The 21,446-nt window shown below is 66.3% G+C and carries 19 protein-coding genes and 2 tRNA genes; 17 read left to right on the top strand and 4 right to left on the bottom strand.

All coding sequences use genetic code 11. From position 1 onward, the window contains the following. Position 1: 1 nt before the first annotated feature. Positions 2-175: a hypothetical protein gene (locus tag A6F65_RS13005; RefSeq protein ID WP_169816989.1), complete on the bottom strand. Its 174-nt coding sequence runs from the start codon at positions 173-175 to the stop codon at positions 2-4. Between the two features lie 113 nt (positions 176-288). Between A6F65_RS13005 and A6F65_RS01675 the strand changes: the two genes are divergently transcribed. From A6F65_RS01675 to A6F65_RS01665, 3 genes are all read left to right on the top strand, one after another. Then, positions 289-363, top strand: a tRNA-Thr gene (locus A6F65_RS01675). A 378-nt stretch (positions 364-741) separates the two neighbouring features. Further along, positions 742-1,269 (top strand): PH domain-containing protein, encoded by a 528-nt coding sequence (locus tag A6F65_RS01670; protein ID WP_083989144.1) that lies wholly within the window; start codon positions 742-744, stop codon positions 1,267-1,269. Next, positions 1,266-2,828 (top strand): PH domain-containing protein, encoded by a 1,563-nt coding sequence (locus A6F65_RS01665; protein WP_237164846.1) that lies wholly within the window; start codon positions 1,266-1,268, stop codon positions 2,826-2,828. The genes A6F65_RS01670 and A6F65_RS01665 overlap by 4 nt, the downstream gene beginning before the upstream one ends. A gap of 8 nt (positions 2,829-2,836) precedes the next feature. On the opposite strand, the gene A6F65_RS01660 is transcribed toward A6F65_RS01665, so the two are convergent. Next, a complete protein-coding gene (locus A6F65_RS01660) occupies positions 2,837-3,142 on the bottom strand; it encodes a GNAT family N-acetyltransferase (protein WP_067785199.1) in 306 nt (101 codons plus the stop codon). 55 nt (positions 3,143-3,197) lie between these two features. Between A6F65_RS01660 and A6F65_RS01655 the strand changes: the two genes are divergently transcribed. Together A6F65_RS01655 and A6F65_RS01650 are read left to right on the top strand one after the other, a co-directional pair. After that, positions 3,198-4,205, top strand: coding sequence for a threonine aldolase family protein (locus tag A6F65_RS01655; RefSeq protein WP_067785196.1), 1,008 nt, complete (start codon positions 3,198-3,200; stop codon positions 4,203-4,205). Continuing rightward, the gene (locus A6F65_RS01650) at positions 4,202-5,143 is read left to right on the top strand and encodes a DMT family transporter (protein WP_067785193.1); all 942 of its coding nucleotides are present in this window, start codon (positions 4,202-4,204) and stop codon (positions 5,141-5,143) included. Before A6F65_RS01655 ends, A6F65_RS01650 begins: the two co-directional genes overlap by 4 nt. Here A6F65_RS01650 and A6F65_RS01645 read toward each other — a convergent pair. Next, complete coding sequence (locus A6F65_RS01645) at positions 5,127-5,909, bottom strand: Rossmann-fold NAD(P)-binding domain-containing protein (RefSeq protein ID WP_067785189.1); 783 nt, start codon at positions 5,907-5,909, stop codon at positions 5,127-5,129. The genes A6F65_RS01650 and A6F65_RS01645 overlap by 17 nt on opposite strands. Before the next feature lie 47 nt (positions 5,910-5,956). Between A6F65_RS01645 and pepN the strand changes: the two genes are divergently transcribed. The 9 genes from pepN to A6F65_RS01600 all read left to right on the top strand — a co-directional run bounded on the left by pepN (position 5,957) and on the right by A6F65_RS01600 (position 15,761). Continuing rightward, positions 5,957-8,611, top strand: coding sequence for an aminopeptidase N (gene pepN, locus A6F65_RS01640; RefSeq protein WP_067785186.1), 2,655 nt, complete (start codon positions 5,957-5,959; stop codon positions 8,609-8,611). Continuing rightward, a complete protein-coding gene (gene pgeF, locus A6F65_RS01635) occupies positions 8,601-9,368 on the top strand; it encodes a peptidoglycan editing factor PgeF (RefSeq protein ID WP_067785183.1) in 768 nt (255 codons plus the stop codon). Before pepN ends, pgeF begins: the two co-directional genes overlap by 11 nt. A gap of 204 nt (positions 9,369-9,572) precedes the next feature. After that, complete coding sequence (gene petA, locus A6F65_RS01630) at positions 9,573-10,157, top strand: ubiquinol-cytochrome c reductase iron-sulfur subunit (protein WP_083989143.1); 585 nt, start codon at positions 9,573-9,575, stop codon at positions 10,155-10,157. A 17-nt stretch (positions 10,158-10,174) separates the two neighbouring features. Further along, positions 10,175-11,467, top strand: a complete 1,293-nt coding sequence (locus tag A6F65_RS01625) for a cytochrome b (RefSeq protein ID WP_067785180.1) — start codon at positions 10,175-10,177, stop codon at positions 11,465-11,467. A 29-nt stretch (positions 11,468-11,496) separates the two neighbouring features. Further along, on the top strand, positions 11,497-12,384 hold the full coding sequence (locus A6F65_RS01620) for a cytochrome c1 (protein ID WP_067785178.1): 888 nt from the start codon (positions 11,497-11,499) through the stop codon (positions 12,382-12,384). A 25-nt stretch (positions 12,385-12,409) separates the two neighbouring features. After that, positions 12,410-12,946, top strand: coding sequence for an adenine phosphoribosyltransferase (locus A6F65_RS01615; protein WP_067785175.1), 537 nt, complete (start codon positions 12,410-12,412; stop codon positions 12,944-12,946). 83 nt (positions 12,947-13,029) lie between these two features. Further along, positions 13,030-14,898: a cation:proton antiporter gene (locus A6F65_RS01610; protein ID WP_067785172.1), complete on the top strand. Its 1,869-nt coding sequence runs from the start codon at positions 13,030-13,032 to the stop codon at positions 14,896-14,898. 23 nt (positions 14,899-14,921) lie between these two features. Continuing rightward, on the top strand, positions 14,922-15,614 hold the full coding sequence (locus A6F65_RS01605; RefSeq protein WP_169816988.1) for an OmpA family protein: 693 nt from the start codon (positions 14,922-14,924) through the stop codon (positions 15,612-15,614). A 73-nt stretch (positions 15,615-15,687) separates the two neighbouring features. Continuing rightward, positions 15,688-15,761 (top strand) — tRNA-Gly (locus A6F65_RS01600). A gap of 15 nt (positions 15,762-15,776) precedes the next feature. On the opposite strand, the gene A6F65_RS01595 is transcribed toward A6F65_RS01600, so the two are convergent. Continuing rightward, complete coding sequence (locus A6F65_RS01595; protein ID WP_067785155.1) at positions 15,777-17,177, bottom strand: helix-turn-helix domain-containing protein; 1,401 nt, start codon at positions 17,175-17,177, stop codon at positions 15,777-15,779. A 154-nt stretch (positions 17,178-17,331) separates the two neighbouring features. On the opposite strand from A6F65_RS01595, the gene A6F65_RS01590 reads away from it, so the two are divergent. The 3 genes from A6F65_RS01590 (at position 17,332) to A6F65_RS01580 (ending at position 21,361) form a co-directional block, all read left to right on the top strand. After that, positions 17,332-18,927: an isocitrate lyase gene (locus tag A6F65_RS01590; RefSeq protein WP_067789705.1), complete on the top strand. Its 1,596-nt coding sequence runs from the start codon at positions 17,332-17,334 to the stop codon at positions 18,925-18,927. 62 nt (positions 18,928-18,989) lie between these two features. Next, the gene (locus A6F65_RS01585) at positions 18,990-19,190 is read left to right on the top strand and encodes a hypothetical protein (protein WP_067785152.1); all 201 of its coding nucleotides are present in this window, start codon (positions 18,990-18,992) and stop codon (positions 19,188-19,190) included. A gap of 50 nt (positions 19,191-19,240) precedes the next feature. Beyond that, complete coding sequence (locus tag A6F65_RS01580; RefSeq protein ID WP_418303111.1) at positions 19,241-21,361, top strand: malate synthase G; 2,121 nt, start codon at positions 19,241-19,243, stop codon at positions 21,359-21,361. Positions 21,362-21,446 lie beyond the last annotated feature (85 nt).

The raw sequence follows: 21,446 nt of genomic DNA, 5'->3' as shown, positions 1-21,446 counted from the left end.
GTTAGCTGTCACCGGCGGGCTTGGAAAGCGCGGAAGCGGGCGATTCGGCCGTGGGCGCCTCGCTAGGCCCATCGCTCAAGAGGCGCGATTGCTGCTTGCGGCGGCGCAGGTTCTCGCGCAGTTTTTCCGCCAGCCGCTCCTCGCGCGACATTTCCTTGCCCTGATCTTCAGTCATGGGAAACACCTAGCGGGTATGGCGCGGATTGCTCAAGCTATGCTTGACATGGCGGCGGTGCGAGACAATAGCGCGCCACCGTAATCGGCGGGCCGACGCAGGCCTGCCCGCGTGCCGCGGTAGCTCAGTGGTAGAGCGCACCCTTGGTAAGGGTGAGGCCGAGAGTTCAATTCTCTCTCGTGGCACCATTTTCACCTTAAAGGTGAAAATGGTTTCTGTTTTCTTGATCCCTCAAGCGCCGGGCGCGGGCCGTCCGGCCCGCTTGGCTTCCGGCCTAACCGGCCGGCGCGCGGTCGCGCTTGCGGTCGATTTCATCGACCGAACTATAGCCAGCCCAGTTAGTTTGAACTTGGACTAGGCGATAAAGCCAGCGGTGTAGTGCCAGTCCGGAACGCGACCAGCGGACCGCAAGGGCGACCGCCCGCTCGCAGGTGCCCCGCAGCGAAGCGGAGGGAACAGCACCGAGGACGAACCCGCGGATGCGGGTTCATGAAACAAAAAGGCGCGGAGCCACCCGCGCCCGCAAATTCCTTCCCATTTCGGTGCATCACCTCTATAACACACCTATGGACGACCAGACAGAGGGGAGCGCGGCCCAGGCCGGGCCCAAGACCGAGACCCAAACCGATATCGACAGGGACGAGCTGACGCAGCTCGATCCGGCTTACACCACCGTGCTGCGCATCGTGGCGGCGCTTACCAGCCTGCCGTTCATCATCGGCGCACTGGTGCTGGAGATTGCGGACCTGCTGCCCACCGGGGCCATCATCGCGCCGGTGTTCCTGATCGCGCTGATGCTGGTGCTGCGCCTGCCCATGCGGCGTTACCAGGCGCGCGGGTATCGGCTGGATGCGGACCGGCTGCGCGTGGTGCGCGGTATCTGGTTCAATTCCGACACCGTCGTCCCCTTCGCCCGCGTGCAGCATATCGATGTGGAGCAGGGCCCGCTGGAGCGGCTGTTCGACCTTGCCACGCTGACGGTCCACACCGCCGGGTCGCACAATGCCAGCGTCCACCTGCCCGGCCTGAAGCATGCCGATGCCACCGACATGCGCGAGACGATCCGCCGCGCGATCGGCAAGGAAGAATTTTGAACGAGGCGACCGACCTTACCGGCCAGCCGCGGCGCACGCAGCCGCTGGGGCTGGTGATCGGCGCGCTGCAGGGCCTGCGCTCGGCGGTGTTTTCGCTGGCGGCGCTGTGGTTCGTGACGCGCGACGACCTGGGCGGCGTGTCCTGGGCGATTTACGCATTTGCCGGGATGGCGCTGCTGGCCATCGGTTTCTCCTTCTTCTTCTCATGGCTCGCCTGGACCCGCCGGACCTACACCACGGGCCGCGACGATATTCGGGTGGAAAGCGGCATCGTCAGCCGCCAGGCGCGCTCCGTGCCCTATGACCGGATCCAGGATGTCAGCCTGGAACAGGCTCTGCTGCCGCGCCTTTTCGGCCTCGTTTCCGTGAAATTCGAAACCGGCGCGGGCGGCAAGGAGGAGCTCAGCCTTTCCTATCTGACCGAAGCAGAGGGCGAGGAACTCCGCAGCACCGTGCGCGCGATGAAGGCGGGCGCCGGCAGCGTGCCCGTTGCTGCCGATGGCGAAGCTGCCGAAGCGCCCGAAGAGGAAGAGGCCCGCACGCTGTTTGCCATGGGGCCGGGCCGCCTGCTGACCTTTGGCGTGTTCGAATTCTCGCTCGCCTTTGTCGCAGTCTTGTTCGGTGTGACGCAGCAGTTCGAATTCCTGCTGCCCTTCGATGTGTGGGATCCGGACGTCTGGATGGGCTGGGTGAACGAAGGCAGCGAGCGGCTCGGCGGGCTTGGCCCGATGGCGCAATTCGCCGGTTTCCTGGCAGCGGCCGTGTCGCTGATCCTGACCGGCCTGGCGGCGGGCATCGGCAAGACATTCCTTCGCGACTGGGACTTCAAACTGGAAGACACGCCGCGCGGCCTGCGCCGCCGCCGCGGCCTGCTGACCAAGACGGACGTGATGATGCCGCTCCACCGCGTGCAGGCGATTATCGTTTCCACCGGCATCGTGCGCCGCCTGTTCGGCTGGCACGGGCTGAAACTGGTCAGCCTGGCCCAGGATTCGGGCAATGCCAGCCACGATGTCGTGCCATTCGGGCGGATGCCGGAAATCGCGCCGGTGGCCGATGTGACGGGATTTGCTTTGGCGGGTGAAGACACGTCCTGGCACCGATCGAGCCGCGAAAGCCGGATCGACGGAGCCATCCTCGCCATCGCGATCGCGCTGCCCATATCCATCGCCATCGGGCTGGCGCTGCATTTCCTGCCGGACGTTTCGGTGAAAGGCCGGGTTGCAGCACTGCCACTGTTTTTCGGCGTGCTGGTCGCCGCGCGCGAGTACTTCCTCTGGCGGTATGAGCGGCATGCGATCGATGCGGCGCAGGTCTATACGCGGACCGGCTGGCTGGCGCCGAAGCTGGTCGTTGGAAATCGCGTGAAGCTGCAATCGGTCGAAATTGCACAGGGACCCATCGCCCGGCTGCGCGGCTATGCCACGCTGCACTGCGGGCTGGCCGGCGGGAAGTTCGCTATCGAGAACCTGCCGCTGGCACGGGCAAGGGCCGTGCGTGAGGAACTGCTGGCCAGCATGTGCGCGACGGACTTTGCCGACACGCGCAAGGCGAGCTGACCGGCGCCTTAGCTTTCGATTTCGGCCCGCACGTCAGACCACTCGGGATGCTTGCGAAACTGCGCCTCGACATAGGGGCATTGGGGCACGATGGTGAAGCCCTGCTCCTTTGCATCGGCCACCAGCGCCTTGACCAGCTCCAGCGCGATGCCCTTGCCGCGGGCTTCGGGCGGGGTGAAGGTGTGGTCCGCGATCCGCGCTTTCCCGCGCGCCGCCCAGGTCAGTTCGGCGCGCTTCTCGCTGCCTTCCACGGGGGCGTAATAGGCACCGCTGGTGCCATTGTCCTCGCGGGTGATCTCTATACTGTCGGCCATGTCGGTGTCGTCTCCTTCTTGCGCTGAACGGGCGGGGCGGGCAGGGCGTTCCGCGATGACTTCGACCCGCCAGTTCCTGTCCGACAATGCCGCCGCCGTGCACCCGAAGGTGTGGGAGGCGATGCGCGCCGTGGACGAGGCCGATGCCCCCTATGACGGCGACCGCGCCAGCGCCGCGCTGGACGAGCGGTTTGCGGACCTGTTCGGCCGCGATTGCACCGCCCTGTGGGTGGCGACGGGCACGGCAGCGAACTGCCTTGCGCTCGGCACCATGGTGCAGCCGCATGGCGGTGTCGCCTGCCACCGCGAAGCGCATATCGAGATGGACGAAGGCGGCGCGCCCGGCTTCTACCTCCACGGCGCGAAGCTGCTGCTGTGTGGCGGGGAGCATGCCAAGGTCACGCCGCACACGCTGGCCGCCACGCTCGATCCGATCCGCGACGATGTGCACCAGGTGCAGCCGCACGCGCTCTCCATCACGCAGGCCAGCGAATATGGCTGCATCTATTCGGGCGAGGAGCTGGCCGCGCTTAAGGGTGAATGCGACGCGCGAGGTCTGGGCTTCCACATGGACGGCGCGCGCTTTGCCAATGCCGTGGCCTTTGCCGATGCGCCTGCTTCCGCCGTGGCCGGGCCGGTCGATGCGCTCAGCTTCGGCTTCGTGAAGAATGGCGGCATGGGCGCAGAAGCCATCGTGTTTTTCGATACCGACCTTGCCGATGTCGCGCGCTATCGCCGCAAGCGCGCCGGGCATTTGCAAAGCAAGGGCCGCTACCTCGCGGCGCAGATCCTCGCCATGCTGGACGGCGACCTCTGGCTCGAGAATGCGCGCGCCGCCAATGCCGCTGCGGCGGAGATTGCCCGCGGCGCAGGCGCGCGGCTGCTGCATCCCGTGCAGGCGAACGAGGTATTCCTGCAATGCGATGCGGCTGAGCGCGCAGGCCTGCGCGGCCAGGGCTTCGGCTTTTACGACTGGGGCGAGGGCGCCGCGCGCTTCGTGGCCGGCTGGGACGCGCGCGAGGAAGAGGCGCAGGCGCTGGGCAAGGCTATCGCCGCCCTATGAGCGCGCCGGTCGCGGACGCAGCGCCGCCGCACACATTGCTGCGCCCCGCCATTGCGCTGCCATTCCTGCTCGTCGCGCTGCTGTGGGGCAGCACGTGGTATGTCATCACCACGCAGATTGGCGACGTGCCTGCACCGTGGGCGGTGACCTATCGTTTCATGCTGGCAACGCCTGCCATGTTCGCGCTGGCCGCCTGGCGCGCAAAGGTCCTGGCCATGCCGCGCCGCGCGCACATGCTGGCGCTGGCCATCGGGCTGTTCCAGTTCTGCGGCAATTTCAACCTGGTCTATCTGTCGGAGCTGCACCTGACCTCCGGCATCGTTGCGCTGCTGATCGGCATGATGCTGGTGCCCAATGCCATCTTCGGGCGCTTCCTGCTGGGCCAGCCGATCACCGCGCGCTTCGTGCTGGGCAGCGCCATCGCGCTGGCGGGCATCGCCGCGCTGTTGGTGAACGAGGCGCGCGAGGCGCCGCTGGGCGGCAATATCCCGCTCGGCACGGTGCTGGCGCTGCTGGCCATGCTTTCGGCGAGCTTTGCCAATGTCATCCAGGCGCGGCCATCGGGCAAGGATGTGCCGCTGCTGACGCTGCTGGCGTGGTCCATGCTGTATGGCACGGGCCTGGACGCGGCGCTGGCCTTCGTGCTGACCGGGCCGCCGGTGATGCCGGACCAGTCGATATTTTGGGCCGGGACGGCGTGGCTGGCGCTGGCGGGGTCGGTCGGGACATTCCCGATCTATTACGACCTCGTGCGCAAACTGGGCGCGGGCCGGGCGGCCTATAACGGCGTGCTGGTGATCGTGATCGCCATGGCCGTATCGACCGTGCTGGAAGGCTATCGCTGGTCGCCGCTTGCTGTGGCGGGCGGCGCGCTGGCCATGGTCGGCCTCCTCGTCGCCCTGCGCGGACGCCAGATGGCGGTCAAAGCAGGCTCCTGAGCCCTTCGCGGTAAGTCGGGTATTCCGGCTCCCACCCCAGAACACGCTTCGCCTTGCCATTCGCGACGCGGCGGTTCTCGGCATAGAAGCCGCGCGCCATGTCGCTCAGGCCCGCCTCGTCCATCGTCTGCAGGGGTGGCGGCTCCACGCCCAGCAGGCGGCAGGCTTCCTCGGTCACCGCATTGTGGCTGGCGGGTAGATCGTCGCCGAGATTGTAGGCCCCTGCCGGCGCATCGCCCGTCAGCGCAGCCGTCACACCGCTGGCGACATCCTCCACATGCACACGGCTGAAGACCTGTCCCGGCATGTGGATCCGGTGCGCCTTGCCGCTGCGCACGCGGTCGAGCGCGCTGCGAGAGGGGCCATAGATGCCCGGCAGGCGGAAAACCCGCGCGCCCAGCTCCAGCCATTTCGCATCGGCCTCCGCCCGCGCAGATCGGCGGCCCGTGCCGGTGGGCGAGGCCTCGTCCACCCAGGCCCCGCCTGCATCGCCGTAAACGCCGGTGGAGGAGAGATAGCCCATCCAGCGCTCGCCAAGATCGCTGGCATAGCGTTCCAGCGCCGGGTCTGTCCCGCTCTCCCGGTCCGGCGGCACGCTGGAGAGGACATGGCTCGCCCGCGCCAGTTCGCGGCGCACGGCATCGGCGTCTTCGAAGTCCACATCGCCGTCGCTGCCGGTGGCGGAAACCTGCCAGCCCAGCGCCTCCACACTGGCCTTGATCCGCTTTGCGCTATAGCCGAGGCCGAAAATGAACAGATAGGGCATTGCCGCGTTGTAGGGGCGAAGCTGCCATCCGGAAAGACAGGACGACCATGGATATTGCCCGCACCCCCAGCACCGCAGACGGCAACCCGCACCTGGCGGACGCCCCGCCGGAGCCGCAGGAACCCGCGATCATCCGGCGCGAGGATTACACGCCGTTTGCCTGGCTGGTGCCCGAAACGCATCTCGACTTCGAGCTGGGGCTGGAGAGCACACGCGTCACCGCCACGCTGAAGGTGGAGCGCAATCCGGCGGCCGAGGCGAGCCCCGTCCTGCGCCTGAACGGCGACGGCTTGAAGCTGGAGAGCCTGCACTGCGACGGCGAGGACTGCGCCGGCTGGGCGATGGACGGGGATGACCTGCTGGTAACGCTGGAGGGCGATGCGCATACCATCACCATCGTCACGCGCTTCGATCCCAGCGCCAATTCGCAGCTGATGGGCCTGTTCGCCTCGAACGGTATGCTGTGCACGCAGTGCGAGGCCGAAGGCTTCCGCCGCATCACCTTCTTCCCCGACCGGCCCGACGTGCTAAGCACTTACACTTTGCGCATGTCCGGCCCCAAGGCGCAGTTCCCGGTCCTGCTGAGCAATGGCAACGAGGTCGCCACGGGCGAGGATGGCGACAATCACTGGGCCGAATGGCACGATCCCTGGCCCAAGCCGTCCTACCTCTTCGCGCTGGTGGCCGGGCAGCTGGTGGCCAATCGCGACACATTCACCACTATGGGCGGCCGCCGCGTCGACCTTGCCATCTGGGTGCGCGAGGGCGACCTGGAGCGCACCGACCATGCGATGGATTCGCTGAAGCGCAGCATGAAGTGGGACGAGGAGGTGTTCGGCCGCGAATACGATCTCGACATCTATAACATCGTCGCCGTCTCCGATTTCAACATGGGCGCGATGGAGAACAAGGGCCTCAACGTTTTCAACACGAAATACGTGCTGGCCGATGCCGACACCGCAACGGACGGCGATTTCGACGGGGTGGAAGGCGTGATCGCGCACGAATACTTCCACAACTGGTCGGGCAATCGCATCACCTGCCGCGACTGGTTCCAGCTGTCGCTGAAAGAAGGCTTCACCGTCCTGCGCGACCAGCTGTTCAGCCAGGATATGGGCAGCGAGGCGGTGTGCCGCATCGGCGATGTGCGCGTGCTGCGCGGCGTGCAGTTCCCCGAGGACAGCGGCCCGCTGGCACATCCGATCCGCCCGGACAGCTACCGCGAGATCAGCAATTTCTACACCAGCACGGTCTATAATAAGGGCGCGGAAGTCATCCGCATGATGCGCAGCATGGCCGGGCCCGAACGCTTCCGTAAGGGCACGGACCTCTATTTCGAACGCCACGATGGCGAGGCGGCCACCTGCGAAGACTTCATCCGCGCGATGGAGGAGGGCGCCGGGCTGGATCTGGAGCAGTTCCGCCTGTGGTATCGCCAGGCCGGCACGCCCAAGATCGAGGCCTCCGTCCTGCACAGCGACAAGACGACGCTTCTCGCGCTGAAGCAGAGCGTGCCGCCGACCCCCGGCCAGCCGGACAAGAAGCCCATGCCCGTGCCCCTGCGGATCGCCATGTTCGACCGCGCAACCGGCCAGCATCGCGGCGAGCAGCTGGTCATCATGGACGAGGCGCAGAAGGGCATAAATTTCGATGGCTTTGCGGAGCCGCCGATCCTCTCGATCAACCGCGGCTTCACTGCGCCGGTGACCATAGAGCGCGACATTGCAGATGCGGACCTGGCTTTCCTGGCCGCGCATGACGATGATCCCTTCGCCCGGTACGAGGCGATGCAGGACCTCGTCACCCGGCACCTGGTCGCTGCAGCGGACAACCGGCTGGACGATGCCGCGAAGGCTTCCGCGCGCGAGGCGATCGGACAGGCGCTGGCCAATATCATCGGCGACGAGGCCGTGGACGACCTCATGCGCGGCGAGCTGCTGGTGCTGCCCAGCCAGACCTATCTTGCAGAGCAGGTGCTGCTGGCGGACCCGGCCGCCATCCACCGCGAGCGCGAGGGGCTGAAGGCATGGCTGGGGGCGGAGCTGGAAGACCTGTTCACCGCCATGCACAGCCGCGCCAGCAAGGTCCCCTATTCGCTGGATGCCGCCGCCAAGGGCGCGCGCAAGGTGAAGGTGCAGGCGCTGGTCTACCTTGCCGCCGGCGCTCCCGACGTGGCCCGCGCGATGGCGTGGGAGCAGTACCGCGGCGCCGACAACATGACGGACCGGCAGGGCGCGCTGATGGTCCTTGCCGGGATCGACGGCATCGAGCGGACCAATGCGCTGCTCGATTTCTACAACCGCTACGAAGGCAACGACCTGGTCATCGACAAATGGTTCAGCGTGCAGGCGCAGTCGCTCCATCCCAATGCCATCGAGCATGTGAAGGCGCTGGCAGACCACCCCGATTTCACGCTGAAGAATCCCAACCGCGTGCGTTCGCTTTACATGGCGTTCGCCGCCAATCCGCATGCCTTCCATGCGGCCAGCGGCGAGGGCTACCGGATGATCGCCGACCTGATACTTCAGCTCGACCCGATCAACCCGCAGACCGCCGCGCGCTTCGTGACTCCGCTGGGCCGCTGGCGCCGGCTGGAGCCGGGCCGCAGCGCCCTGATGCGCGAGCAGCTGGAGCGGATTGCCAAGGCCGACAAGCTGAGCCGCGACACCTATGAGCAGGTGACCCGCAGCCTTGGCGACTGAGGCGCCCCCGCATCTGCGCGCCCCGGCGCTCGGCCCGGTCCCGCACGGCTTCTTCGGCAGCGAGGGCGGCGTTTCGGCGGGCGAAGTCGCCGGGCTGAACGTCGGCTACGGGGCGGAAGACGATCCGGCCTGCGTGGCGACCAATCGCCGCCTCGCCGCCGATGCCGTGCTGCCGGGCGCACAGGTGGTGGCCGTCTACCAGGTGCATTCGCCCGATGTGGTGAGCGTGCCTGCGCCATGGGGCGATGACGCCCGGCCCGAGGCGGATGCGTTGGTCACATCCGTGCCCGGCCTGCTGCTGGGCATCGTTACTGCCGATTGCGCGCCTGTGCTGCTGGCGGACACATCCGCCGGTGTCGTGGGTGCGGCCCATGCAGGCTGGCGCGGCGCGCATTCCGGCGTGCTGGAAAACACGCTCGCGGCGATGGAGGAGCTGGGCGCCGCGCGCGGGAACATCGCCGCCGCCATCGGCCCCTGCATCGCGCAGGCAAGCTACGAGGTGGACGCGGGCTTCCGCGCGCAGTTCTCCGATGCGGACGCGCACCATTTCGCCGCCGGGCGCGAGGGGCACTGGCAGTTCGACCTGCCCGGCTATGTCGCCGCGCGGCTGGAGGCGGCAGGCGTGGGTCATGTGGAGGACACGGCGCGGGATACCTACCCTCCAGGCAGCGGCTATTTCTCCTTCCGCCGGGCGACGCACCGCGCCGAGGCGACCTATGGGCGGCAGTTCTCGCTGATCGGCCTGCCGCAGGACTGAGCCGACCATCGGCTGCGCGCACGGCTGGCATCCGCAAACACTGTCATCAAAGCGCCCAATTGCCTGTTGGCATCGGTGGCACGAGCGGCTATTGGCCGCGCCAAGACGCCTTCCGGCAGGCCGGTAGGCGCGTTCTGACAGGTCACTTCGATCCGGGTAAGCCGCCCATGCGGGCACGGGCCTCCCGGCAGCCAAGGCAGGGTTATGGCAACGAGCACCGACACCACCGTCAACACCACCGATGTGGCTGCCGAAACGGTAGGCGAAGACGGCGTCCGCCGGCGCGATTTCATCAATATCGCGGCGGTCTCCGCTGGCGGCGTTGGCGCGCTGGCAGTGGTTTACCCGCTGGTCTCGCAGATGGCCCCGTCCAAGGACGTGCTTGCCGAGTCGACCACGGAACTGGACATTTCCGCCATCCAGCCGGGGCAGGCCGTGAAGGCCGTGTTCCGCAAGCAGCCGGTTTTCGTCCGCATGCTGACCGAAGCGGAGATCGCAGAAGCCGATGCGGTGTCGCTGGGCGACCTGCGCGAGCCGGAGACGCTGGCCGACCGGACGCTGGAAGGGCATGAGAACGTGCTCGTCACCATGGGCGTGTGCACCCACCTCGGCTGCGTGCCGCTGGGCGCTGCCGAAGGCGAGAACAAGGGCGAATACGGCGGGTATTTCTGCCCCTGCCACGGTTCGCATTACGATACGGCGGGCCGTATCCGCAAAGGCCCGGCGCCGACCAACCTGGTCGTGCCGGATTACACCTTCACCACCGACACCACCATCGTGATCGGCTGAGGCGAGAGTAAGAGACCATGAGCTTCCCCTGGGCCAAGCAATACGAACCCAAGATGCCGGTGATGCGCTGGCTGGACGAAAAGCTGCCTCTGCCGCGCTTCGTCTACAATGCCGTGGGCGCTGGCTACCCGGTTCCGCGCAACCTGAATTACATGTGGAACTTCGGCGTGCTGGCCGGTTTCTGCCTGGTCCTGCAAATCGTGACGGGTGTCATCCTGGCGATGCACTATGCGCCCAATGCGCTGGTCGCCTTCGACACCACCGAACACATCATGCGCGACGTCAACTGGGGCTGGATGATGCGCTATGCGCACGCCAACGGCGCCAGCTTCTTCTTCGTCGTGATCTACATGCACATCTTCCGCGGCCTGTTCTATTCCAGCTACAAGGCCCCGCGCGAGATGATCTGGCTGCTGGGTGTGGTCATCTTCCTGCTGCTGATGGCCACCGCCTTCATGGGTTACGTGCTGCCGTGGGGCCAGATGAGCTTCTGGGGCGCCAAGGTCATCACCGGCCTGTTTTCCGCTATCCCGCTGATCGGCGAGCCGCTGCAGGTCTGGCTGCTGGGCGGCTATGCGCCTGACAATGCCGCGCTGAACCGCTTCTTCAGCCTGCACTTCCTGCTGCCTTTCGTGACGGCCGGCGTGGTGATCCTGCACATCTGGGCGCTGCATATCCCGGGCTCCAGCAACCCGACGGGTATCGAGATCAAGTCCGAAAGCGACACCGTGCCGTTCCACCCGTATTACACGGCGAAGGATGGTTTCGGCCTGGGCATCTTCCTGATCCTTTACTGCACCTTCGTGTTCTTCCTGCCGAACTTCCTGGGCCACCCGGACAATTACATCCCGGCCAACCCGATGGCGACGCCGGCGCACATCGTGCCCGAATGGTACTTCTGGCCCTTCTACGCCATCCTGCGTGCCTTCACCGTGGACTTCATCCTGTCGGCGAAGCTGTGGGGCGTGCTGGCCATGTTCAGCTCCATCTTGCTGTGGTTCTTCCTGCCCTGGCTGGATCGCAGCCCGGTGCGCAGCGGCCATTACCGCCCGCTGTTCCGCAAGTTCTTCTGGTTCGGCCTTATCCCCGCCATGGTCGTGCTGTTCATCTGCGGCGGCGCCCCGGCTGAAGAGCCCTATGTGATGCTGAGCCAGATCGCGACGGCATATTACTTCCTGCACTTCCTGGTCATCCTGCCGATCGTCTCCTCGATCGAGCGGCCCGAGCCGCTGCCCTATTCCATCACGGAAGCGGTGCTGGGATCGGACAAGAAGGCGGTGCTGGGCGAAAACACCTCGCCGGCCACCTGAGCGAAACGGTTTCAAGGAACGCACACGACATGATCCGCATCATCGCTATCCTGATCGGCCTCGGCTTCTCGCTGGTTGTCGGCATCGCCTTTGTCACCGGCGCCTATACTGCCGCGACCGAAGACGTGGAAAAGCCCGTCGAGTATGAATTTCAGCTTCCGGCCCACGGGCCCGAAGGCGGTTTCAGCTTCGAAGGCGTGCTGGGCACTTATGACAAGCAGCAGCTGCAGCGCGGCTACCAGGTGTACCGCGAAGTTTGCTCCGCCTGTCACGGCCTGCGCCACGTCGCCTTCCGTAACCTCAGCGAGCTGGGCTATGACGAAGGCCAGGTGAAGGCGCTTGCCGCACAGTGGCAGGTGCCCGGCATCGATCCGGCCACCGGCGAAGCCACCATGCGCGAAGGCACGCCTACCGATTACTTCCCCTCGCCCTATCCCAATGATGTGGCGGCAGCGGCGGCCAATGGCGGCAAGATCCCGCCCGACCTCTCGCTGATCACCAAGGCGCGCCATCACGGCTCTGCCTATGTCTATTCTCTGCTGACGGGCTACCGCGATCCCGCCACCTTCGCCGTGAACGGCAAGAAGTTCAGCGAAGCCGCGCCGGACTTCGAACTGCCGCCCGGTGGCTATTTCAACGCCTATTACCCCTCGCTGGTGATCGGCATGGCGCCCCCGATCACGGCCGCCGGACAGGTGACCTATGAAGACGGTACGGATGCGACCATCTCGCAGATGTCGAAGGACGTTGCCGCATTCCTGACCTGGGCGGGCGAGCCGACCATGATCAAGCGCAAGCAGACCGGCGTGCCGGTGCTCGGCTTCCTGATCTTCTTCACGATCCTGGCCTTCATGGCCAAGAAGCAGGTCTGGGCCGACGCAAAGCCTGCCCAAAAGCGCACTGGGCGCAAGGACTGAGCGGACTTTCGATGAGGCGCGCCGGATGACCCTGGAGGACATCCGCGCGCTCATCCGCACCGTTCCCGATTTCCCGAAAACCGGGATTCAGTTCCGCGACATCTCCACACTGCTGGCGCACGGCCCGGGCCTTGCCGCCACCATCGATCACCTGTGCGAGCGTGCCGAGGCGCTTGGCCCCTCCGCCATCGCCGGGATCGAGGCGCGCGGCTTCCTGTTCGGGGCGGCCATGGCGGCTCGCCTGGGCCTTGGCTTCATCCTGCTGCGCAAGCCGGGCAAGTTGCCCGTGCCGACCATCGGCCACGATTATGCGCTGGAATATGGCACAGCGCGGCTGGAGCTCGATCCCACGCTGGTCGATGACGGGCGGGACGTGCTGATCGTCGACGACCTGCTGGCCACCGGCGGCACGGCGCTGGCCGGGGCGCACCTGCTGCGGCAGGCCGGGGCGCGGGTGGATCATGCGATGTTCGTCGTCGACCTGCCGGACCTTGGCGGTGCGCGCGCGCTGGAAGGGGCGGACATCCGGCCGCAATCGCTCGTCGCCTTCGACGGGGACTAAAGCGCGCCGGCCTGCATGGGATAGAAAGCCGCCGCCGGGCATTATAACTTGCAGGCCGCAGCAAGGGGGAGCAGGGCGCACACATGGAACACCAGGCATTAGTTATCGCCCTGGTCGGTGTACTTGGCATCGGCGCGCAATGGATCGCATGGCGCACGGGGCTACCTGCCATCGTCCTGATGCTGGCCGCCGGTTTCCTCGCAGGCCCCATCCTCAACATCTTCGACCCGGAGGTGGCCTTCGGTGAGTTGCTGGAGCCCATCGTGGGCATTGGCGTTGCGCTGATCCTGTTCGAAGGCGGGCTCAGCCTCGATTTTCGCGAGCTCAACAAATACGGCAATGCCGTCTGGCGGCTGGTGATCCTTGGCGTGCCCATCGGCTGGCTGCTCGGCTCGCTTGCCAGTTTCTACGTCGCGGGCCTCGTCTGGCCGGTGGCGATCCTGTTCGCCGGCATCCTGGTCGTGACCGGCCCGACCGTGGTCATGCCGCTGCTGCGACAATCCAGCGTAGAGGCGCGCCCTGCCGGCATCCTGAAGTGGGAAGCCATCGTCAACGATCCCATCGGCGCGCTGTGCGCCGTGATGGCTTATGAATATTTCCGCCTGTCGGCCGATGGCTCCACCCTTGTGGAAGTCGTCCCGCCGCTGATCATTGCCGCGCTTGTTTCCGGCGTGATCGGCTATGCCGCCGCGCGCGCCATCGCCTTCACCTTCCCGCGCGGGCTGGTGCCGGAATACCTCAAGGTCCCCGTCCTGCTGGTTACCGTCATCGGCGTGTTCGTGGGCTGCAACATGATCGAGCACGAGGCCGGCCTGCTGGCCGTCACCGTCATGGGCATCGCGCTTGCCAACATGCATGTCGCCAGCCTGCGCAGTATCCACCCCTTCAAGCAGAACATCGCCGTGCTGCTGGTCTCGGGCATCTTCATCCTGCTGTCCGCCAGCCTCGATTTCGAAGAGCTGCAGCAGTTCCAGTGGCGCTTCGGCCTGTTCCTGCTGGCGCTGCTGTTCATCGTGCGCCCGGCCACCATCCTGCTCAGCCTGCTGGGCAGCAAGATCCCGTGGAACGAGCGGCTGTTCCTGGCCTGGATCGCCCCGCGCGGCATCGTGCTGGTCGCGATCAGCGGCCTGTTCGCGCTGCGCATGGCGGACCTTGGCTTTGCCGATGGCAGCGTGCTGATCGGGCTGAGCTTCGCCGTGGTGGTGACCACCATCCTCGCGCATGGCTTCACCATCAACATCGTGGCCAAGTGGCTGGGCATCAAAGGCGCGGAGCGTCCCGGCCTGGTCGTGGTCGGCTCCACCCCCTGGACAATCGCGCTGGCCAAACAGATGGACGAGCTGGGCACGCCCACGCTGATCGTCGACACCAGCTGGTCCCGCCTCAAGCCCGCGCGGCAGGCGGGCCTGCAGACCTATCACGGCGAGATCCTGAACGAGGCGACGGAGCACAATCTCGACCTCGGCCCCTACCAGGTGCTGGTCGCCGCGACCGAGAACGAGGCGTATAACACGCTGGTGTGCAGCGAGTTCGCCCCGGAAATCGGCACGGACAAGGTGTACCAGCTGGGCGAGCTGGACGATGACGACGATCACCGCGCCCTGCCGCGCAGCCTTCGTGGGCGAGCCCTGTTCGCCAGCGGCTGGGGCGTGGACGAGGTGGCCGAGAAAACCGGCGAGGGCTGGGTCTTCCGCAAGACCAAGCTGTCCGAGGAATTCGATGTCGACGCCGCGCGCGAGAAGCTGCCGAATGCCGCCAATATGCTGTTGCTGATCCGCCCCAGCGGGAACCTGCGCTTCTTCACCCATGCTTCGGTCCCCGAACCGGAAGCGGGCGATACGATCGTCTCCTTCTCGCCCCCGCGCGAAAGCGGGGAAATGCGCGAGAAGCGGGCGAAGCGCGATGCCGAGAACGGCAATGGAAACGGCAATGCGCGGCCGGAGCCGGGCTGATGGAAATGCTGGAGAGAACCGAGATGACCAAGCGACCCGCATATCGCCACGCCGCAATCGCGATGACGCTGGCCGCAGCGCTGCTGGCCAGCGGCTGCAAGGTAAAGGACACGCGCGAGGATGGCGGCGAGGCTGCACCCGACCCGTCCGAAACCACGCTGATTTCGCCGGATCCCACGCCCGCGGCCGCCGAAACGCCGGTCAATTCCATCATCCGGCCCGACCTGGAAGACAATCCCGTGGTCGAAAGCCCGCCGGAGCCGCAATCGCTCACCATCGGCTTCCCCGATGGCGGATACGCAGTGTCGGCGGGTGGCAAGCGCACACTGCGCGCCTTGCTGGACAGCGATGCCTATGAGGAAGGCTGGCCCATCGTGCTGCGCGGCCACACCGATTCTGAAGGGGACGACCAGGGCAATATCTTTGCCAGTCGCAAGCGCGCCGAAGCCGTCGCCGGATGGCTGACGGAAAACGGCGTGGACGAGGACCGGATCGAGATCATCGCGCTTGGCGAACAGCGCCCCGTTGCCCCCAATGCCAAGCTCGACGGCACGCCGAACGAGGCCGGTCGCCGCGCCAATCGCCGCGTGGATGTGTGGCTGGGCGAACCGGGCAGCCAGCCCCCGGAAGACACCGAAGAGGAGGAGGCCGAGGCCCCTCGCGGCAACCCGCGCCCGTTGAGCGAACCGCGCGCCACCCGCACACCCGCTCGCTGATTGCCGGAGGTCCGCCCGAACCGGATGCTTGACGACGCGCGCCCATCGGTGGCAAGCGCGCTGCGCTGGGAATGCGGGTATAGCATAGTGGTAATGCTCTAGCCTTCCAAGCTAGCTAGAGGGGTTCGATTCCCCTTACCCGCTCCAGCCTTCTTACAGCCATCACTCCCCCGAGAACGCAAACGGCACGCCCGTGTCGCGGTAAGCGGTGGGGCTCATTTCGCGGCCCATGGGCGGGGCGCTTCGGGCGATGCAGTGGGGGCGGTGGCACAGGCGGCAGGCGACGCCGATGGGGGTCGGCTCGCGGCCTTCCAGTGTAGAGGAATAGACCAGTTCGGCGGAATGGCTTGCCGGGCAGGCCAGCGCCACACTGCGTAGCGCGGCGGGCGCATCGAAGGCGCCGCCACCCGATTTCACCGTGCGCGCGATGGAGACGTAGCGCTCGCCGTCCGGCAGCTCGATCTCCTGCGCGATGACCTGCCCCGGCGCGGCGAAGGCATGGTGCACGTTCCACAGCGGGCAGGCCCCGCCATGGCGCGCGAAGGGGAAGCCTGCCCCGTCCAGCCGTTTCGAAACATTGCCCGCCCGGTCCACCCGCAGGAAGAAGAACGGGATGCCTTCCTCGCCCGGCTGGCGCAGAGTGGTCAGGCGGTGGGCGACCTGTTCGAAGCTGGTCCCGAAGCGCCCGGCCAGCGCCTCCACGTCATAGCGCAGCTCCCGCGCGGCCTTCAGGAAGGGGCGATAGGGCATGATCAGCGCGCCAGCCCAATAGGATTGCAAGGCGCGGCGTACCAGCATGGCCGCATCCTCGGATTGCAAGCGACCTTCCTCTACCAGCGGCGCAATGGCCTCGCCCTGTTCCAGGATCGCCACCTGCAGCGCCAGCTGGAAGCGGCGCGATGACAGGTCCAGCCGTTCGTTCAGCAACAGGCGGCGGCGGTGGTAATCGAGGAAGCGCAGCGCCCCCAGCAGCAGGCCCGCATCGACGAAGCGCACCTCCAGCCCGTGATTGTCCTGCAGGCGCGCCGACAGCGCCTCGATACTGCCCAGCTCGCTCGCCAGTTCCGCTGCGCTCGCATCCAGCGCTGGGAAGCAGTTCTGCCGTGCGGCCAAGAAGGCGCGCGCCTCGCCCACCGGGTCGCTGGTGCCGGGCGCGGCGCTCCCTTCCGCGCTGTCCATCCGCTCGGCCAGGGCCAGCCGCTCTTCCTCGAACGCGGTCTGCAGGCGCAGGAACGCCTCGGCAAAACCGGGATAGGATGTGGCAATATCGGCGGCGTCGAGCGCGGGCAGGTCGATATCGGCAAAGATCGGGTCGCGCAGGGCCCCCTCCAGCCGCGTGCCCAGCTCTTCCTCCGCCCCGTCCGCCAGGTCGGCGATATCGATGCCGTATGTGGTGGCCAGGTTCAGCAGCAGCTCGGCGGTGACGGGACGCTGGTTGCGCTCCATCAGGGCGATATAGCTGGGGGAGACGCCGAGATCCTCCGCCATGTTGGCCTGCGTCAGCCCCCGGTCGCGCCGCACGCGCTTCATCCGCGGGCCCATGTAGATTGCCTTGCGCGCCATATCCGGCTCCTGACTTTCCGCCTGTGTCGAGTGCTTACAACTTTACAACACATTCTTGTAAAGTTTGACAACGCGACACTGCAAGCGATTTTCGCAGGCGCACGTCCGCTGCATGGTCCGTCCAGAAGACAACCCAAGGACGGATAACGCCATCATGACTTACAGCCAGATACTCGCCGCAAAGCGTGACCTGATCGCAGACGAAGGCCCGCGCTGGACCGGCATCGATCCCGAAGCCGCGGCCCGCATGGAATTGCAGAACCGCTTTCGCACCGGCCTCGACATCGCGCGTTACACTGCAAAGATCATGCGCGAAGACATGGCCGCTTACGATGCGGACCCGGCCAATTACACGCAGTCGCTGGGCTGCTGGCACGGTTTCATCGGCCAGCAGAAGATGATCAGCATCAAGAAGCATTTCGGCACGACCAAGGGCAAGTACCTGTACCTGTCCGGCTGGATGGTGGCCGCGCTGCGCAGCGAATTCGGCCCGCTTCCCGACCAGTCCATGCATGAAAAGACGAGCGTGCCCGCGCTGATCGAGGAACTGTACACCTTCCTTCGCCAGGCCGATGCGCGCGAGCTGGGCGGCCTGTTCCGCGAGCTGGACGAGGCCAAGGCCAGCGGCGACGTGATGAACACGCACCGCCTGCTGCATGCCATCGACGATCATCAGACGCATGTCGTGCCGATCATCGCCGATATCGATGCCGGCTTCGGCAATGCCGAGGCGACGTATCTCCTCGCCAAGAAGATGATCGAGGCCGGCGCCTGCGCGCTGCAGATCGAAAACCAGGTGTCGGACGAGAAGCAGTGCGGCCACCAGGACGGCAAGGTCACCGTGCCGCACGAGGACTTCCTGCAGAAAATCCGCGCGATCCGTTACGCCTTCCTCGAACTGGGCGTGGACGATGGCATCATCGTTGCCCGCACCGATTCGCTGGGCGCAGGCCTGACCAAGCAGATCGCTTTCACCAAGGAGCCGGGCGACCTCGGCGACCAGTACAACAGCTTCCTCGATTGCGAGGCAGTGGACACGGCGGATATCGGGACGGGAGAAGTCCTTATCAGCCGGGAGGGCGGGCTTTTCAGACCACGACGCCTGCCCTCCAACCTTTACCAGTTCCGCCCCGGCACGGGCGAGGACCGCTGCGTGCTCGACTGCATCACCTCGCTCCAGAACGGTGCGGACCTGCTGTGGATCGAGACCGAGAAGCCGCATGTCGAGCAGATCGCCGGCATGGTCGACCGGATCCGCGAAGTCGTGCCCGATGCCAAGCTGGTGTATAACAACTCGCCCAGCTTCAACTGGACGCTGAACTTCCGCCAGCAGGTTTACGATGCCTGGGAAGCGGAAGGCCGCGACGTGACCGATTACGATCGCGCCATGCTGATGAGCCAGCATTACGACGACAGCGAGCTGGCGGCCGAGGCGGATGAGCGCATCCGCACCTTCCAGGCCGACGGCGCGAAGCGGGCGGGGATCTTCCACCACCTGATCACGCTGCCGACGTATCACACCGCGGCGCTTTCCACGGACAACCTCGCCAAGCGTTACTTCGGCGACGATGGCATGCTGGGCTACGTCAAGACCGTCCAGCGCGAGGAAATCCGCCAGGGCATCGCCTGCGTGAAGCACCAGAACATGGCCGGCTCCGACATCGGGGACGACCACAAGGAAGCCTTTGCCGGCGAAGCGGCCCTGAAGGCCGGCGGCAAGGACAACACGATGAATCAGTTCGCGGCGTAATCCGCTGCGAGAATGGGCCGCTGCCAACCCCCACGGCAGCGGCCACTCAAAGGAGAGTAGAAATGGCCGAACCGACAATGGCCCGCCCCGTTTTCTCGACCGAGGATTTCCGCCTGCTGCGCGCAGCGGTGGTGGAATACATCCGCGCCCATGATGGCGAAGAAGGCGTCGAGAAATACGTCAACTTGCACCACCGGCTGGGCCGCTTCGGCGAACGTCCGCCGCGCCACACGCCCGCCACGGCGAAAAGCGATGCGGCATGACGACCGAGGCCGTGCTTGAACGCAGCCCCTCGCCCGATAGGGAAGATGGCATGAACACGCACACCCACGGCATGGTAGAGCGGGCGGGGCTGGCAATCGCCGCCCCGCTTGCCGCTTTCCTGGAGGACGAAGTCCTGCCGGGCACGGGCCGCGACGTCGCCGCCTTCTGGCGCGGCTTTGCCGGCATCATGGACCGCTTCGCCCCGCGCAATGCCCGGCTGCTGGCCGTGCGCGAGAGCCTGCAAGCGCAGATCGACGACTGGCACAGGGACAATCCCGGCAAGGGCGGCGCGCCCGAGGCCTTCCTGCGCGAAATCGGTTATTTGGTGGAAGAGCCCGAGGCCTTCGCCATCGCCCCGCCGCCGGCCGACCCCGAAATTGCCGACATCGCCGGGCCGCAGCTGGTGGTGCCGGTTCTGAACGCCCGCTTCCTGCTCAACGCCGCCAATGCGCGCTGGGGCAGCCTGTACGACGCGTTTTACGGTACCGATGCGCTGGACGGCTCCGCGCCGCCGCCGGGCGGTTATGACGAAGCGCGCGGTGCCGCCGTGGTGGCGCGCGGACGGGCCTTCCTGGACGAGGCCGTGCCGCTGGCAGCGGGCAGGTGGAGCGACTGGGACGGCCAGGCGCCGGACCTCGCCGACCCTGCACAGCTGGCTGGCCGCGCGGGCGAGAACATCCTGCTCGTCCACAACGGCCTGCATATCGAAATCGTGATCGACCGCGACCATCCCATCGGGAAAACCGATGCGGCGGGCGTGGCCGATATCCGGCTCGAAGCGGCGCTTTCCACCATCGTGGACCTGGAAGATTCCGTCGCCGCCGTCGATGCCGAGGACAAGGTCGCGGCCTATCGCAACTGGATGGGCGCGCTGCGCGGCGACCTGGAGGCGGAGTTCACCAAGGGCGGCCAGACCATGCTCCGCCGGAGCGAGGCCGACCGCGACTATACCGCGCCGAATGGCAGCGCCTTCACCCTGAAGGGCCGCAGCCTGCTGCTGGTGCGCAATGTCGGCCATTTGATGACCACGCCTGCCGTGCGCCTGCCCGATGGCAGCGAAGCGCCCGAAGGCCTGCTGGACGCCGTTGTGACCGGCGCGATCGGCCTGCACGATATCGAGGGCCTCGGCCCCCGCAGCGACATCGGGCGCAATTCCCGCCACGGCGCAATCTATGTCGTGAAGCCCAAGATGCACGGCCCGGAAGAGGCCGCCTTTGCCAATGCCGTATTCGATGCGGTGGAGGACATGCTCAGCCTGCCGCGTCATACCATGCGCGTGGGCGTGATGGACGAGGAACGGCGCACGTCTGCCAACCTTGCCGCCTGCATTCATGCGGTGAAGGACCGCATCTTCTTCATCAACACCGGCTTCCTGGACCGGACGGGTGACGAGATCCACACCTCCATGCTGGCCGGGCCTTTTGCCCGCAAGGCCGAGATCAAGCAGGCGAAATGGATTTCCGCCTATGAAGATCGCAACGTCCAGATCGGCCTCGCCACCGGCTTTTCCGGCAAGGCGCAGATCGGCAAGGGCATGTGGGCCGCGCCTGACCGCATGGCGCAGATGATGGCGGAGAAGACCGGCCATCCCATGAGCGGGGCCAGCACCGCATGGGTCCCCTCGCCAACGGCGGCCGTGCTGCACGCGGTGCATTACCACCAGGTCGACGTGAAGGACCGGCAGGCCGAACGCGCGAAGGAGGGCATCGCGCCGCTGGCGGACCTGCTCACCGTGCCGCTGGGCAGCGGGGACTGGTCTGCCGAGGAGATCGCGCAGGAACTGGAAAACAATGCGCAGGGCATCCTGGGCTATGTCGTGCGCTGGATCGACCAGGGCGTGGGCTGCTCCAAGGTGCCGGACCTGAGCGATGTCGGCCTGATGGAAGACCGCGCCACGCTGCGCATCTCCAGCCAGCACATCGCCAACTGGCTGCAGCACGAAATCGTCACTCCGCAGCAGGTGGACGAGAGCCTGCAGCGCATGGCCGCGCAGGTCGATGGGCAGAACGCAGGCGACCCGGCTTACGAGCCGATGGCCGGCAGGTGGGACGAATCGCTTGCTTACAAGGCCGCGCGGGCGCTTGTGTTCGAAGGCACCACGCAGCCATCGGGCTATACGGAGCCGATCCTGCACGGCGTGCGGGCGATGAAGAAGGCGAAAGCCTGCTAAAAATTGCCGACAACAGCAAACAGACGCCGCTCCGCCGATTGACGGGGCGGCGTTTTTGCTTAGGAGTCCGCCGCGTCGGCCGGGC

The organism is Paraurantiacibacter namhicola (genome assembly GCF_001687545.1).
Taxonomy (GTDB): Bacteria; Pseudomonadota; Alphaproteobacteria; order Sphingomonadales; family Sphingomonadaceae; genus Paraurantiacibacter; species Paraurantiacibacter namhicola.
The sequence above is the reverse complement of the archived record's forward strand: the minus strand, read 5'-3'. Positions and strand labels throughout refer to the sequence as shown.